Annotated in this window: 15 protein-coding genes; 9 read left to right on the top strand and 6 right to left on the bottom strand. The window is 76.2% G+C overall.

Translation table 11 applies throughout. The features are described from left to right. Nucleotide 1: 1 nt before the first annotated feature. Both GOBS_RS07070 and GOBS_RS07065 read right to left on the bottom strand, forming a co-directional pair. A complete protein-coding gene (locus GOBS_RS07070) occupies nt 2-388 on the bottom strand; it encodes a DUF6394 family protein (protein ID WP_012947607.1) in 387 nt (128 codons plus the stop codon). A 70-nt stretch (nt 389-458) separates the two neighbouring features. Then, nucleotides 459-1016 carry a TetR/AcrR family transcriptional regulator gene (locus tag GOBS_RS07065; protein WP_012947606.1) on the bottom strand — a complete coding sequence of 186 codons (558 nt, stop codon included), beginning with the start codon at nt 1014-1016 and terminating at the stop codon, nt 459-461. A gap of 641 nt (nt 1017-1657) precedes the next feature. Here GOBS_RS07065 and GOBS_RS07060 point away from each other — a divergent pair. From GOBS_RS07060 to GOBS_RS07040, 5 genes are all read left to right on the top strand, one after another. Further along, nucleotides 1658-2005: a hypothetical protein gene (locus GOBS_RS07060; protein WP_012947605.1), complete on the top strand. Its 348-nt coding sequence runs from the start codon at nt 1658-1660 to the stop codon at nt 2003-2005. 39 nt (nt 2006-2044) lie between these two features. After that, entirely contained in the window at nt 2045-3124 is a 1080-nt protein-coding gene (locus GOBS_RS07055; RefSeq protein WP_012947604.1) for an NAD(P)-binding domain-containing protein, read from the top strand. A gap of 165 nt (nt 3125-3289) precedes the next feature. Beyond that, complete coding sequence (locus tag GOBS_RS07050; protein WP_012947603.1) at nt 3290-4195, top strand: ABC transporter ATP-binding protein; 906 nt, start codon at nt 3290-3292, stop codon at nt 4193-4195. Then, nucleotides 4192-5007: an ABC-2 transporter permease gene (locus tag GOBS_RS07045; protein ID WP_012947602.1), complete on the top strand. Its 816-nt coding sequence runs from the start codon at nt 4192-4194 to the stop codon at nt 5005-5007. The genes GOBS_RS07050 and GOBS_RS07045 overlap by 4 nt, the downstream gene beginning before the upstream one ends. A gap of 100 nt (nt 5008-5107) precedes the next feature. After that, entirely contained in the window at nt 5108-5449 is a 342-nt protein-coding gene (locus GOBS_RS07040; RefSeq protein ID WP_012947601.1) for a hypothetical protein, read from the top strand. Nucleotide 5450: 1 nt separating this feature from the next. Here GOBS_RS07040 and GOBS_RS07035 read toward each other — a convergent pair whose 3' ends face one another. Further along, on the bottom strand, nt 5451-6605 hold the full coding sequence (locus GOBS_RS07035; protein WP_012947600.1) for an MFS transporter: 1155 nt from the start codon (nt 6603-6605) through the stop codon (nt 5451-5453). 120 nt (nt 6606-6725) lie between these two features. On the opposite strand from GOBS_RS07035, the gene GOBS_RS07030 reads away from it, so the two are divergent. After that, a complete protein-coding gene (locus GOBS_RS07030; protein ID WP_012947599.1) occupies nt 6726-7388 on the top strand; it encodes a class I SAM-dependent methyltransferase in 663 nt (220 codons plus the stop codon). A gap of 19 nt (nt 7389-7407) precedes the next feature. Then, complete coding sequence (locus tag GOBS_RS07025; RefSeq protein WP_012947598.1) at nt 7408-7962, top strand: DUF488 domain-containing protein; 555 nt, start codon at nt 7408-7410, stop codon at nt 7960-7962. 41 nt (nt 7963-8003) lie between these two features. On the opposite strand, the gene pruA is transcribed toward GOBS_RS07025, so the two are convergent. Continuing rightward, on the bottom strand, nt 8004-9629 hold the full coding sequence (pruA, locus tag GOBS_RS07020) for an L-glutamate gamma-semialdehyde dehydrogenase (protein WP_012947597.1): 1626 nt from the start codon (nt 9627-9629) through the stop codon (nt 8004-8006). Nucleotides 9630-9640: 11 nt separating this feature from the next. After that, a complete protein-coding gene (locus tag GOBS_RS07015; RefSeq protein WP_012947596.1) occupies nt 9641-10576 on the bottom strand; it encodes a proline dehydrogenase family protein in 936 nt (311 codons plus the stop codon). 125 nt (nt 10577-10701) lie between these two features. Here GOBS_RS07015 and GOBS_RS29250 point away from each other — a divergent pair, with 125 nt between their 5' ends. Then, the gene (locus GOBS_RS29250; protein WP_012947595.1) at nt 10702-11826 is read left to right on the top strand and encodes a helix-turn-helix domain-containing protein; all 1125 of its coding nucleotides are present in this window, start codon (nt 10702-10704) and stop codon (nt 11824-11826) included. A gap of 13 nt (nt 11827-11839) precedes the next feature. Here the strand turns inward: GOBS_RS29250 and GOBS_RS07005 are convergent, their stop codons facing one another. Continuing rightward, nucleotides 11840-12310, bottom strand: coding sequence for a hypothetical protein (locus GOBS_RS07005; RefSeq protein ID WP_012947594.1), 471 nt, complete (start codon nt 12308-12310; stop codon nt 11840-11842). 72 nt (nt 12311-12382) lie between these two features. On the opposite strand from GOBS_RS07005, the gene GOBS_RS07000 reads away from it, so the two are divergent. Next, entirely contained in the window at nt 12383-12997 is a 615-nt protein-coding gene (locus GOBS_RS07000) for a TetR/AcrR family transcriptional regulator (protein WP_041241374.1), read from the top strand. Nucleotides 12998-13003: the final 6 nt, after the last annotated feature.

The following is a 13003-nucleotide window of genomic DNA, read 5'->3' as shown; positions in this document are numbered from 1 at the left end:
GTCACCCGCGGTGGAACGACACCGTCTCCACGACCAGGAGCACCACGGAGACGATGTTGGCCAGTAGCGCGCCCCCGGACAGGGAGACCACGCTCGACGTCCATGTCTCGGTCATGCCGGCCGACGAGACGTAGATGGCGTAGCCGTACATCAGGGCGGCCCCGACCAGCTGGAGGCTGGCCACCAGGCTGGTCGCGAGGTGCACGGCACCGATCTGCGTGCGGTCGCCGAACTTCAGCACGAGGGCGATGAGGTTCACCACCACCGCGGCGAAGAGCTCGAACGGGTTGTGCACGTCGGGGTCGCGCATGTCGCCGAGGAAGAAGCCGAAGTTCAGCGTGGCGGCGAGCAGGACGAAGAACCCGAAGACGACCTTCTCCAGGTTCACGCAGTCCTCCGCCCGCCGCCCCGGCAGCCCGGGGATCGGACCACAGCATCGCTGCTGCGGTCCGACTGCGCTACGGACGCTGCAACAGCGGCAGTAGCACTCGGTCGATCAGGTCGAGCACGACGGTGCCGTCCATCGGCCGCCCGGTGACCAGCCAGCGCAGCGCGAGCACCGCCGGGCCGACCTCCGCCGCGATCGACCGGCCGACGCCGGCGGGGACCTCGCCGCGCTCGACCGCCCGGGCCAGCACGGCCGCCCAGGCCGCGTCCCAGCGGGCCAGCGGCGGGCGGCGGCAACCCTCCTGCAGCACCGGGTCGTCGATGACGGCGCCGAGCAGGCTGCGCAGCGCCCGTCCGGAGGGGCCGCCGAAGAGCTCCACGACCTCGCTCAGGAGGGCGACCAGGTCACCGCGCAGGCCGCCGGTGTCCGGGACCTCCAGCACCGGGGCGCCCACGACGTCCATCACGCTGAGCAGCAGCTCGGCCTTGCTCGACCAGCGCCGGTAGATCGTCGCCTTGCCGACCCCGGCCGCCAGGGCGACGGCGTCCATCGTCAGGCCGGCGTAACCGGTCCGGCCCAGCACCTCCAGCACCGCCGACGCGATCGCCGCGTCGCGGGACGCGTCCAACCGGCGTCCGCCCGCCCGGGTGCGGGTCGGGTGGACCGTCGGGACTAACTCGTCACACTACGTCACCGAACGAACGTAACGCGTGTTCCCGAACGGTGCAGGACGGAGGACCCGCCGAGCCGGGGCGGAGCGCTGCACGCCCGGACGACGCGACGGGGCCGGCCGCGGTCCCCCGCGGCCGGCCCCGTCGTCCCCTCGACCGGCACTCCCGTCCCCCACGGTCGCGACGGTCCTCGGGCAGCCGGTGCCGCCGATCCCCCCCGGCGTCCTCCGGCCCGACCGGTGCACCGTTCCCCTCGGCGCCCCGGTCGTCCCCGTCCGGCCGGCGCCGCCGTCCCCCACGGCGGTGCCGGTCGTCGTGCCCGGCGGCGTCGTCCCCTCCGAGGCCGCCGGTCGAACCGCCGGCGGCTCCATCCCCCCGTGCGATGGAGACGCCGGCTGTCGTTCAGGCCCCGCAGGGCCGGCTCATCGCGCGACGCCGTCGCGCTGGGTGTCCCGAGCGGTTCCGGTCCCTCCCCGGTGCCGGGTGTCTCGGGAACAGGGAGGACTCTGCTGGCCCATCCGCAGCGCACCCGCCGGGGAACCGCAAGGGAGCCGCAAGATGCGCAGAACCCGCTTGCCGCCGTCCCTACCGTCGGGTCGTGGAGCTGGAGCGGGTCCTCCGCGAGGAGGACGGCGAACTCGTCGGGCACGTCGGCGCCGAGCGGCGCGGCGGCGCCGACGTGTGGGTGGCGCACGCCGTCTTCGGCTCCGTCCTGCGCGCCTTCCCGGACCGGGCGGAGGCGGTGGCGTTCCTGCGCCGGTCCGGCCTGCCGCTGCTGGCCGAGCGCTGGTGGTACCGGCCGTCGGACGACGCGGAGTGGCGGCCCACCGTCCTCGTGGAGGCACGCCCCGGCGCGGTCACCGTCCGGTTCGGCGCCGACCCGTACGACACCGTCACGCGCACCGGGGAGGCGCTCGGCCGGCTGGTCCTCACCCCCACCGGGTGACCCGCGGAAGGCCGGACGCCGCGCCGCGGTTGTCCGGACGTGAGCAGGGACGTCGAGGTCGTCGTCATCGGCGCCGGGCAGGCCGGGCTGAGCGCCGCGCACCACCTGGCGCGGCAGGGGTTCGCACCCGGCACGGGCTTCGTCGTCCTCGACGGCGAGACCCGTGCCGGCGGCGCGTGGCAGCACCGCTGGTCGTCGCTGACGCTGGCCCGCACCCACCACGTGCACGACCTGCCCGGCCTGCCGTTCCCGCCGGCGGAGGACGACGTCCCCGCGGCAGCGGCGGTCCCCGCCTACTTCGCCGACTACGAGCGGCACTTCGGGCTGCCCGTGCACCGGCCGGTCCGGGTGCGTGCGGTCCGGCGGACCCGCGACGGCCGGTTCCGCGTCGAGACCTCGGACGGCGACTGGACCGCCGCTGCCGTCGTCAACGCCACCGGCACCTGGACCCGGCCGTTCGTGCCCCGCTACCCCGGGCAGGAGCTCTTCCGGGGCCGCCAGCTGACCCCGGTCGACTACCGGGGTGCCGCGGAGTTCGCCGGGCAGTCGGTGGTCGTGGTGGGCGGCGGGGCCTCGGCGGTGCAGCTGCTCGGGGAGATCGCCGAGGTCGCCGACACGACCTGGGTGACCCGGCGCCCGCCGGTCTGGCGCGAGGAGCCGTTCGGGCCGGACGAGGGCCGGGCGGCGGTCGCGCTGGTGGAGGACGCCGTCCGCGAGGGCCGGTCCCCGGGCAGCGTCGTCGGGGTCACCGGGCTGGTCGTCACCCCGTGGGTGCGGGCGGCCCGCGAGCGCGGGGTCCTCGACCGGCTGCCGGTGTTCGACCGCCTCACCCCCGACGGTGTCGCGTGGGACGACGGCCGGTCCGTCCGCGCCGACGCCGTCCTGTGGGCCACCGGCTTCCGGGCGGCGCTGGGCCACCTGGCGCCGCTGGGCCTGCGCGGGCCGGGTGGCGGCATCCGGATGGAGGGCACGCACGTGGCCGGCGAGCCGCGGGTGCACCTGGTCGGCTACGGCCCCTCGGCGAGCACGGTCGGCGCCAACCGGGCCGGCCGCGAGGCCGCGGTGGCGCTGCGCCGGCTGCTGCACCCGGAGGCGGCGCTCCCCCGCTCGGCCGCCTGATCAAGGCCCCCTCCTGGGTCCCCTCGCACGCTCGGGGACGCCCAGGAGGGGGCCCCTCGGGGGTCGATCAGGGTCGGTCCAGGGCGTTCCCGGATACCCGCGGGCGCCGGTGGCCGAGAGCCTCGACGCCATGACCTCCCCGACCTCCCGCGGCCCGGTGACCGCATGATCACCGCGCACCGGCTCACCAAGACCTACGGCGATCGCACCGCCGTCGACGGCATCAGCTTCACCGTCGAGCCCGGCCGGGTGACCGGCTTCCTCGGTCCGAACGGCGCGGGCAAGTCCACGACGATGCGGATGGTGCTCGGGCTGGACCGGCCCACCTCCGGCAGCGTCACCGTCGACGGCCGCCGCTACGCCGACCACCCCGCCCCGCTGCGCGAGGTGGGTGCGCTGCTCGAGGCCCGCGCCCTGCACCCGGGCCGCTCGGCGCGCGACCACCTGCGCTGGCTGGCGGCCAGCAACGGCATCCCGCGGGCCCGCGTCGACGAGGTGCTCGACCTGGTCGGGATCACCGCGGTCGCCGACCAGCGGGTCGGCCGGTTCTCCCTCGGCATGGGCCAGCGGCTGGGCATCGCGGCCGCGCTGATCGGCGACCCGCCGGTCGTCGTCCTCGACGAGCCGGTCAACGGGCTGGACCCCGAGGGCATCCGCTGGGTGCGCACCCTCGCCCGGGACCTCGCCACCGAGGGCCGCACGGTGTTCGTCTCCAGCCACCTGATGTCGGAGATGGCGCTGACCGCCGACCACCTCGTGGTCATCGGCCGCGGACGGGTGCTGGCCGACTGCTCCACCGCGGAGTTCGTCGCCCAGCACGCCGCCTCCCACGTGCGGGTCCGCAGCCCGCAGCACGACGAGGTCGCCACCCTGCTGCGCCACCAGGGCCTGGACGTCGCCGCGCACGGCGGGGAGCTGCGCGTGCGGGGCCTGGACCCGGCCGGCGTCGGTGAGCTGGTCGGCCGGTCCGGCCTGCTGCTGCACGAGCTGACCCTGGTGCGCTCCTCCCTCGAGGACGCCTTCATGACCCTGACCGCCGACAGCGTCGAGTACGCAGGAGCCTCCCGGTGAGCACCGTGGGCACGCACGCCTGGACCCGGGTGGAGACCGCGGCGGCGCCCGGTGCCACGGCCGCGCTGCGGGCCGAGTTGGTCAAGTTCTGGACCGTCCGCTCGACCCCATGGTCGCTCACGGCGATGTTCCTGCTGGGTACCGGCCTCACCACCCTGGTGTGCGCCCTGAGCGCGGAGGCCCTGGCACGCGGGGACGTCGGCGAGCCGGTGGGCGCCTTCGTCACCTGGGGGCTGATGTTCGCGCAGGTCACCGCCGTCGTCCTCGGGGCGCTGGTGGTCACCAGCGAGTACGGGACCGGGATGATCCGCGCGACGCTCGCGGCCACCCCGCGGCGCGGCGCGGTGCTGGCGGCCAAGGCCGCGGTGCTCGCCTCGACGCTGTTCGTCGCCGGCACGCTGACCGCGCTGGCCGGCTACCTCGGCGGCAACTGGTTCCTCGACCGCGAGGGCATCGGCCTGGCGCTCACTGACGACGGCGTGCTGCGGTCGATGGTGGGCAGCGGCCTCTACCTGGCCGGGCTCGGGCTGTTCGCCGCGGGCGTGGGCCTGCTGGTGCGGCACACCGCGGCCGCGCTGGCGATCGTGCTGGGCCTGGTGTTCGTCGTCGGCAACCTGGTGATGGTGCTGCCCGGCGCCTGGGGCGAGTGGGCGACCAGGCTGATGCCGGGCAACGCCGGCTCGGCCGTCGCGACGCCGGAGTCGTTCAACCCGCTGCTGCTGGACCCCTGGGTGGGCTTCGCGGTGTTCGCCGCCGAGGTCGCCGTCGTGCTCGCGGTCGCCGCTGCGGTGTTCACCCGCCGCGACGCGTGACACCCGCTCCTCGTTGCCGGCGTTCCTCGTGCACTGCGGGTCCGGCAGGCCCGTCAGGGCGCGAGGAACGCCGGCATTGCGGCAAGGGACAATCGTCCCCATGACAGACCCCCAGGCCGCTGGTCGAGAGACCGCCGACGAGCTGGTCCGCCGCCTCTCCACCGACGACGGCGCCGGGGCCGACGAGCTGCTCGCCGGCATCACCGAGATCCGCGACCTCGTGTTCGTCGGCGCCGGCCTGACCGCGATCGCGCGCACCCACGGCCGCCAGCTCCCCCCGGCCCAGCGGGCGCAGGCCAGCACCCGGCAGCTGAACCTGGGGCAGCTGCGCGACGCCCACCGCGGCGACCCCGACGGGCTGCGCACCTGGCTGCGCCGGTCCGCCGAGGAGATCCTCTTCCTCCGCGCGCTGCGCGAGGCCGCCGCGCGCGTCGCCGGCTGACCTACGGTCGCGTCGCCGTCCGCGCCAGCGGCAGGGCGAGCAGCAGCACCCCGGAGACCAGCACGTAGGTCCACGGCAGACCGACCCCCGCCGCCACCAGCCCGAGCACCAGGGCGCCGACGGCGGTCCCGGCGTCGAACGAGGCGTTCCACATCGCGCTGGCGGCGGTGGCCCCGCCCTCACCGGCGCGGGCGAAGGCGGTCAGCAGCGTCAGGTTCTGCACCGCTCCGTAGCCCGCGCCGAAGACGGCGGCACCGGCGAGGACCCAGCCGGCGCCGGCGCCCAGCCCGAGCGCGACGGCGGCGAGCCCGGCCGCCGAGGCGAGCAGGGCCAGCGGCAGCAGCAGCCGGGTGCCCGTCCGGTCGGCGAGCACGCCGGCCCGCCAGCGGCCGGCCGCCGCGGTGATCCCGAAGACCAGCAGCGTCGCCGTCGCCAGGACGCCGTCGGGCCGCTCGATCGGCAGGAAGGTCACCAGCCCGCCGCCGGCGAGGGTGACCACGAGCAGCACCGCCGACGGCGGCAGCGCGGCCCGCACCGCGGCGCGGGAGGACGACGTCCCGGCCGGCCGCTCGGTGCGCGCCCCGCGGACCACGCCGGGCACCAGCGGCAGCGCGAGCACCGGCGAGGCGGCCAGCCAGGCCAGCCAGGTGACCTGACCGTCGAGCACCAGCGCGACCCCGGCGGGGACGGCGACCAGGTTGGGCACCGCGATCGCCAACCCGTAGATGCCGATCGACTCGCCTCGCCGCGCGGCCGGGGCGACCCGCGCGGCCAGCGTCGCCCCCAGCACCGTGAGCACCGCGAACCCGGCGCCGCGGACCGCGGAGACGGCCGACAGCCACAGCAGCCCGCCGTCGACCGCGTAGAGCGGCGAGGGGGCGCCGAGGGCCACGAGCCCCGCGGCGAGCACCGGCCCTGCGCCGAAGCGGGCCGTCGCCGCCGGCACCGCCGACTGCCCGGCGACGGTGACGACGAGGAAGACGGCGGTCACCACGCCCGCCGTGTCGACCGCCGCGCCCCGGGCGACCGCGAGGGTGGGCAGCGAGGCCAGGGTCAGGCTGAAGCTGGTGAAGCCGAGCACCGTCGCGCCGACCAGCGCCCGCATCGCCGGCAGCCGCCACAGCGACGTCCGCCCCTCCGTCGTCCCCCGGGCCACACCGCTCCCCTCCACCGGGCACCGTCGCCCGGCCGACCAGCATGACCGGCCCGGCGTGCCGACGCGGCAGCGGGTGCGCGGGGGGCTGCGCGCCGGTCGACGTGCGTGCACCATCCGGGGATGGCCGCACCCCAGCGCGTCCCGCCGGTGGACCGTCCCCGTCCGGTCTTCAGCCGCCTGTACGCGCGGATCAGCGAGGGGATGGACGCCGAGGGCCTCGCCGCGCTGCGCACCGAGCTGCTGGCGCCGCTCTCCGGGACGGTGGTCGAGGTGGGCTGCGGCAACGGCCGCAACTTCGCGCGCTACCCGGACGCGGTGACCCGGGTGACCGCGGTCGAGCCCGAACCGCACCTCCGGGCCCTGGCGACCCGAGCGGCCGCCGCGGCGCCCGTGCTGGTCACCGTGGTCCCCGGGACGGCGGAGGCGCTGCCGGTGCCTGACGCCACTGCCGACGCCGCGGTGCTGTGCCTGGTGCTGTGCTCGCTGCCCGACCGCGACACGGCGCTCGCCGAGATCGCCCGCGTGCTGCGCCCCGGGGGGACCCTCGCCTTCCTCGAGCACGGCCTCGGCCCGACCCGGCGGGTGCGTGCGGTGCAGCGCCTCGCCGACGCGACGCTGTGGCCGCTGCTGGCCGGTGGCTGCCACACCGCCGTCGACCCGGTCGGCCTCGTCGAGCGGGCCGGCTTCGCGGTCACGGCCCTGCGCCGGCTGCGGTTCCCCGACTCCCGCGTCACCCTGCCGGCCACGCCGCACGTGCTCGGCCTCGCCCGCCGGCCCGGCTGACCGCCGAGGAGGGGGGCGCGTGCCGCTGCTGACCGTGGGCCACGGACCCGAGGACCGCACCCGCCTCGGCGCCCGGCTGACGGGGGCGGGGGTCGGGCTGGTCGTCGACGTCCGCCGGTTCCCGGGCAGCCGCAGCAACCCCGACGTCCGGCGGGACGCGCTCGCCGGCTGGCTGCCCGCGGCCGGCGTCGGCTACCGGTGGGACGGGCGGCTGGGCGGGCGGCGCCGGCTGCCGCCGGACCAGCCGGTGGCCGACGGCTGGTGGACCGTCGCCCAGTTCGCTGCGTACGCCGCGCACACCCGGACGCCGGAGTTCGCCGCCGCGCTCGACGAGGTCCTGGCCGAGGCCGCGACGGCGACCGTGGCGGTGATGTGCAGCGAGAGCGTGTGGTGGCGCTGCCACCGGCGGATCGTCGCCGACGTCGCCGTCCTCGGTCGTGGCGTACCGGTGCACCACCTCATGCCCGACGGCCGGCTCGCCGAGCACCGCCCCTCCGAGGGCGCGGTGCTCGGCGAGGACGGCCTCGTCCACTGGCCGGCGAGATCTGCACACTCGCGGCCTTCAGCCCCCTGAAGGACGCCAGTGTGCCGATCTCGCGCGTCGACGGGGGGCGCTCAGCCCTGGTGCGGGTAGCGGTGGTCGGTCGGCGGCACGAACGTCTCCTTGATCGACCGGGTGCTCGTCCAGCGCTGCAGGTTCTGCGCGGCGCCGGCCTTGTCGTTGGTGCCCGACGCCCGGCCGCCGCCGAAGGGCTGCTGGCCGACGACGGCGCCGGTGGGCTTGTCGTTGACGTAGAAGTTGCCCGCCGCGAAGCGCAGGAAGCGCTGCGCGTGCGCGATGGCGGCGCGGTCCTCGGCGATGACGGCCCCGGTGAGCGCGTACGGCGCCGCCGACTCCATCTGGGTGAGCACCGTGTCGTAGTCGGCGTCGTCGTAGACGTGCACCGCCAGGATCGGGCCGAAGTACTCGGTGGTGAAGACCTCGTGGCCCGGGTCGGTGCCCTCGATGACCGTCGGGCGGACGAAGAAGCCCTCGCTGTCGTCGGCCTGCCCGCCGGCCACGATCGACAGCGCGGGGTCGTCGTCGACCCGGTCGAGGACGCCGGACAGCTTCGAGAACGACTTGCGGTCGATCACCGCGCCCATGAAGTTCGAGAAGTCGGTGACGTCGCCCATCGGCAGCGACTCGGTGACGCCGACCAGGTCGTCGCGCAGCCGCGCCCACACCGACCGCGGCACGTACGCGCGCGAGGCCGCCGAGCACTTCTGGCCCTGGAACTCGAACGCGCCGCGCACCAGCGCCGTCCGCAGCACGTCGACGTCGGCCGAGGGGTGCGCGACGACGAAGTCCTTGCCGCCGGTCTCGCCGACGATGCGCGGGTAGCCGCGGTAGGAGGCGATGTTCTCCCCCACCGTGCGCCACAGGTGCTGGAAGACCGGCGTCGACCCGGTGAAGTGGATGCCGGCGAGGTCCCGGTCGGCCAGGACGACGTCGGAGACGGCGATCCCGTCGCCGGTGACCATCGTGATCACACCCGGCGGCAGCCCGGCCTCCTCCAGCAGCCGCATCAGGAAGTGCGCGGCGAACTGCTGGGTGGGCGCGGGCTTCCAGACGACGGTGTTGCCCATGAGCGCCGGCGCGGTCGGCAGGTTGCCGGCGATCGCCGTGAAGTTGAACGGCGTGACGGCGTAGACGAACCCCTCCAGCGGCCGGTGGTCGCTGCGGTTCCACACACCCGGCGAGGACACCGGCTGAGCGGACACGATCTCGCGGGCGAAGTGCACGTTCCAGCGCCAGAAGTCGACGAGCTCGCAGGCGCTGTCGATCTCGGCCTGGTGGGCGGTCTTCGACTGGCCGAGCATCGTCGCGGCGTTGAGCGTCTGCCGCCACGGCCCGGCCAGCAGCTCGGCGGCGCGCAGGAAGACCGCGGCCCGGTCGTCGAACGACAGGTCCTGCCACGCCGGGGCGGCCGCCTTGGCGCAGGCCACCGCCTCCTGCGCGTCGGCGTGCGTGGCGTGCGCGGCGGTGCCGAGGACGGCGGCGTGCCGGTGCGGCTGGACGACGTCGAAGCGCTCACCGCTGCCCATCCGCTGCTTCTCCCCCAGCGTCATGGTCAGCTCGAGCGGGTCGCCGGCCAGCTCGGTGAGCCGCTGCTGCAGCGCGGCGCGCTCCGGGGTGCCAGGGGCGTAGCTGAGGACCGGCTCGTTGCGCGGCGGGGGGACGTTGGTGACGGCGTCCATGGGACTTCCCTTCAGTTGGTGCTGACGAGGGAGCGCAGGAAGAAGCGCAGGTTCGCAGGACGCTCGGCCAGCCGGCGCATGAAGTAGCCGTACCAGTCGGCGCCGTAGGGCACGTAGGCGCGCACGCAGACGCCCTCGGCGGCGAGCCGACGCTGCTCGGTGGCGCGGATGCCGTAGAGCATCTGCACCTCCCAGGAGTCCGGCGTCCGACCCTCGTGGTCGGCCAGCCGCTGGGCCAGCGAGATCAGCCGCGGGTCGTGGCTGCCGACCATCGGGTGGCCGGGTCCGCGCATGAGGACGCCGAGGCAGCGGGCGTAGGCGGCGTCGACGTCGGCGCGGGACTGCCACGCGACCGACGGCGGCTCGTCGTAGGCGCCCTTGACCAGCCGCACCCGCGACCCGGGGACGGCGAGCGCGGCGGCGTCGTCCTCGGTGCGGTGCAGCGCGGCCTGCAGCACCGCCCCGGTGCCCGGGTGGTCGCGGCGCAGCTCGGCGAGGACGGCGAGGGTGGAGTCGACGGTGGCCGACTCCTCCATGTCGAGGGTGACCGTGGTGCCGATCGCCGACGCCGCCTCGGCGACCGGCCGGACCAGCTCCAGGGCCAGGTCGGTGCCGCCGCCGGGCAGTGCCTGGCCGAACGCCGAGAGCTTCACCGACACCTCGGCGGCGCGGCCCAGCCGCAGCGGCGCCAGCCCCTCGAGCAGCGCGAGGTAGGCGTCGCGTGAGCGCACCGCCTCGGCGCGGTCGGTCACGCCCTCGCCGAGGTGGTCGAGGGTCACCGCGATGCCCTCACCGCACAGCTGCCGGACGACGGCCAGCGCCCCGTCGAGGGTCTCGCCGGCGACGAACCGGTCGACCACCCGCCGGGTGGCCGGGGTGCCGGTGACCAGCCGGCGCAGCTCCGGGCGCCGCGAGGCACCGAGCAGCAGGGCCTTCTGCGAGAACACGCGCCACCTCCGCCACCGGGGGACCTGACTCCTCCGACGCTAGGCAGCCCGAGCCCCCGGGGCCAGCGACAGACGTACGGTGTCCGCCGTCGGCGTGTCATACACCTGTACAGGAGGACGGCGGCGTGCGCGACGAGCTGCAGGAGCTGGTGGACCGGGTGGCGGGCCTGCTCGGCGCCCCCGCGACCCTGGAGGACGCCGACTTCACCCTGCTGGCCTTCTGCGCCCACCCGGTCGACGGCGCCGACACCCCGGTGATGGACGCCGTGCGCACCCGCTCGATCCTCGGCCGGGGCTCGACGCCGGCCACCCGGCTCTGGTTCGAGGACTTCGGCATCGCGGTCGCCGAGGGGCCGCTGCGCACCCCGGGCGACCCGGACGCCGGGATCCTCACCCGCCTGGTGCTGCCGGTCCGGCACTCCGGGCGCACCCACGGCTACCTGTGGCTGCTCGACGGTGGGCGCACCGACCCCGCGGCTGCCGACGACCCCGCGCTGGCCGGCGCGGTGAAGCTGGCCGCCGAGGCCGGGCGGCTGCTGGCCGAGCGGGAGGAGAGCGCCGGTGACCTGGCCCGCCCGCTGGCCACCGCGCTCACCGGCTCCCCCGCCGCGCGGGCCCAGGCGGTCCGGACGCTCGCCGCGGCCTGGGGTGAGCGGACCCCGGTGGTGCTCGTGGCGCTGCGCCCGGCCGGGGCGGGGCTGCCCTCGCCGTGGCGGGCGCCGGCCGCGGGTGCGGTCAGCGCCGTGCTGCCCGGGGAGCAGCTGGTAGCGGTCGCCGTCCCGCTGCCCGGACGGGCCGACCTGCGGCCGGCCGCCGCGGTGACCGCCGCCGCGCTGGCCGGCCTGCCGCCCGGCAGCACCGCGGGCCTGTCGGCGGTCGGCACCGGCGCCGAGGAGCCGGCCGGGCGGTGGGACCAGGCGCGCACCGCGGCGCGGGTCGCGGCCGCCGTCCCGCGCTTCTCGCCCGTGGCGCACTGGGACGAGCTCGGCGGCTGGCGGCTGGCCGCCGCGCTGCCCGGCCCCGACCCGGTCGTCCGGCCCCTGCTGGCCGACCCGGTCCTCACCGCGACCGCCGAGACCTGGCTGGACGCCGGGTGCAGCGCGGCGCGGGCGTCCGCGGCCCTGCACGTGCACCGCCAGACGCTGTACTACCGGCTCGCGCGGATCGCGGAGCTGACCGGCCTGGACGTGGCCGACGGCGACGCGCGACTGCTGCTGCACGCCTCGCTGCGCCGTGCCCGGCTCCCGTGACCCCAGCGGGTCCTCACCGGCCCTCCCGGATCCTCCTCTCGGCATCGCGGAGCACCCGGGGCACCAGCCGGCGGTGCACGGCGGACAACCGGCGCCACACTAGCTCGTCCCGGCGCCGGCCCTGGTCCAGACAGGTCGTCAGCGACACCCGGCCCTCCACCGTCTGCACGATGAGGTTGGCGCCCAGGGACCTGGAGGCGGTCTCCAGCCGGATCCAGTCCTCGCCACGTCCGCCGATCCGCCATCCCGCGACGGTGGCCGGCGAGGGCCCTCGGGTGAGCCGCAGACCGAGGAGACCGCGCCAGATGAACCGCTCCGCGACGTCGGGCACGTCGCCGAACACCGCCCGGGCCCACTGCTCCGGTGTCGCCTCCGCGTCGGTGGGGAGGGTGTACCGGTCGGCGTAGTCGATCTCGGGCAGGGAACTGATCGCGCGGACCGACCCGGGGATCTGGCCCAGTTCCACGGCACTGCTGAGACCCATCGCCTTGTCTCCCCCTCGTATACGCTTCCGTACACGAGCACGCTAGCGCTTCCATACGGTGGCGTACAGGAGATGAGGGGGTCCGTCGTGGGCGTGACCCGCACGCCGCGGGAGAGGTGGATCGAGCAGGGGCTGCAGGCACTGGCCGCCGGCGGTCCGGACGCCGTCCGCGTCGAGGCGCTGGCGAAGGAACTGGGCGTCACCAAGGGCGGCTTCTACGGGTCGTTCGCCGACCGGGACGCGCTGCTGGAGGCGATGCTGGACACCTGGGAGCGGGAGAGCACCGACGACGTGCTCGACCGGGTCGAGCGCGAGGGCGGCGATCCGCGGACCAAGATCGAGCGCGCGGGCGTGCTCACCTTCTCCGACGACCGCCTGCTGCCGATCGACCTGGCGGTCCGGGACTGGGCCCGGCGGGACGAGGCCGTCGCCCTGCGCCTGCGACGGGTGGACAACCGGCGCATGGCGCTGCTCCGCGAGATGATCGGCACCTTCTGCCCCGACCCCGACGAGGTCGAGGCCCGCAGCCTGCTCGCCTTCTGCGTGGCGATCGGCGAGCACTTCCTCGCCGCCGACCACGGCGACCGCACCCGGGCGGAGGTCCTCGCCCGCGCCGCCGACCTGCTGCTCGACCGTCCGGCCAGGACCAGGGCCGCGTCGTCCGAGGACCGGCCGGGTCGCCGCTGAGCGCCC

This window comes from Geodermatophilus obscurus DSM 43160, assembly GCF_000025345.1.
In the GTDB taxonomy this organism is placed as follows: Bacteria; Actinomycetota; Actinomycetes; order Mycobacteriales; family Geodermatophilaceae; genus Geodermatophilus; species Geodermatophilus obscurus.
Note: the sequence above shows the minus strand (reverse complement) of the source record. Positions and strands in the feature narration are given on the sequence as shown.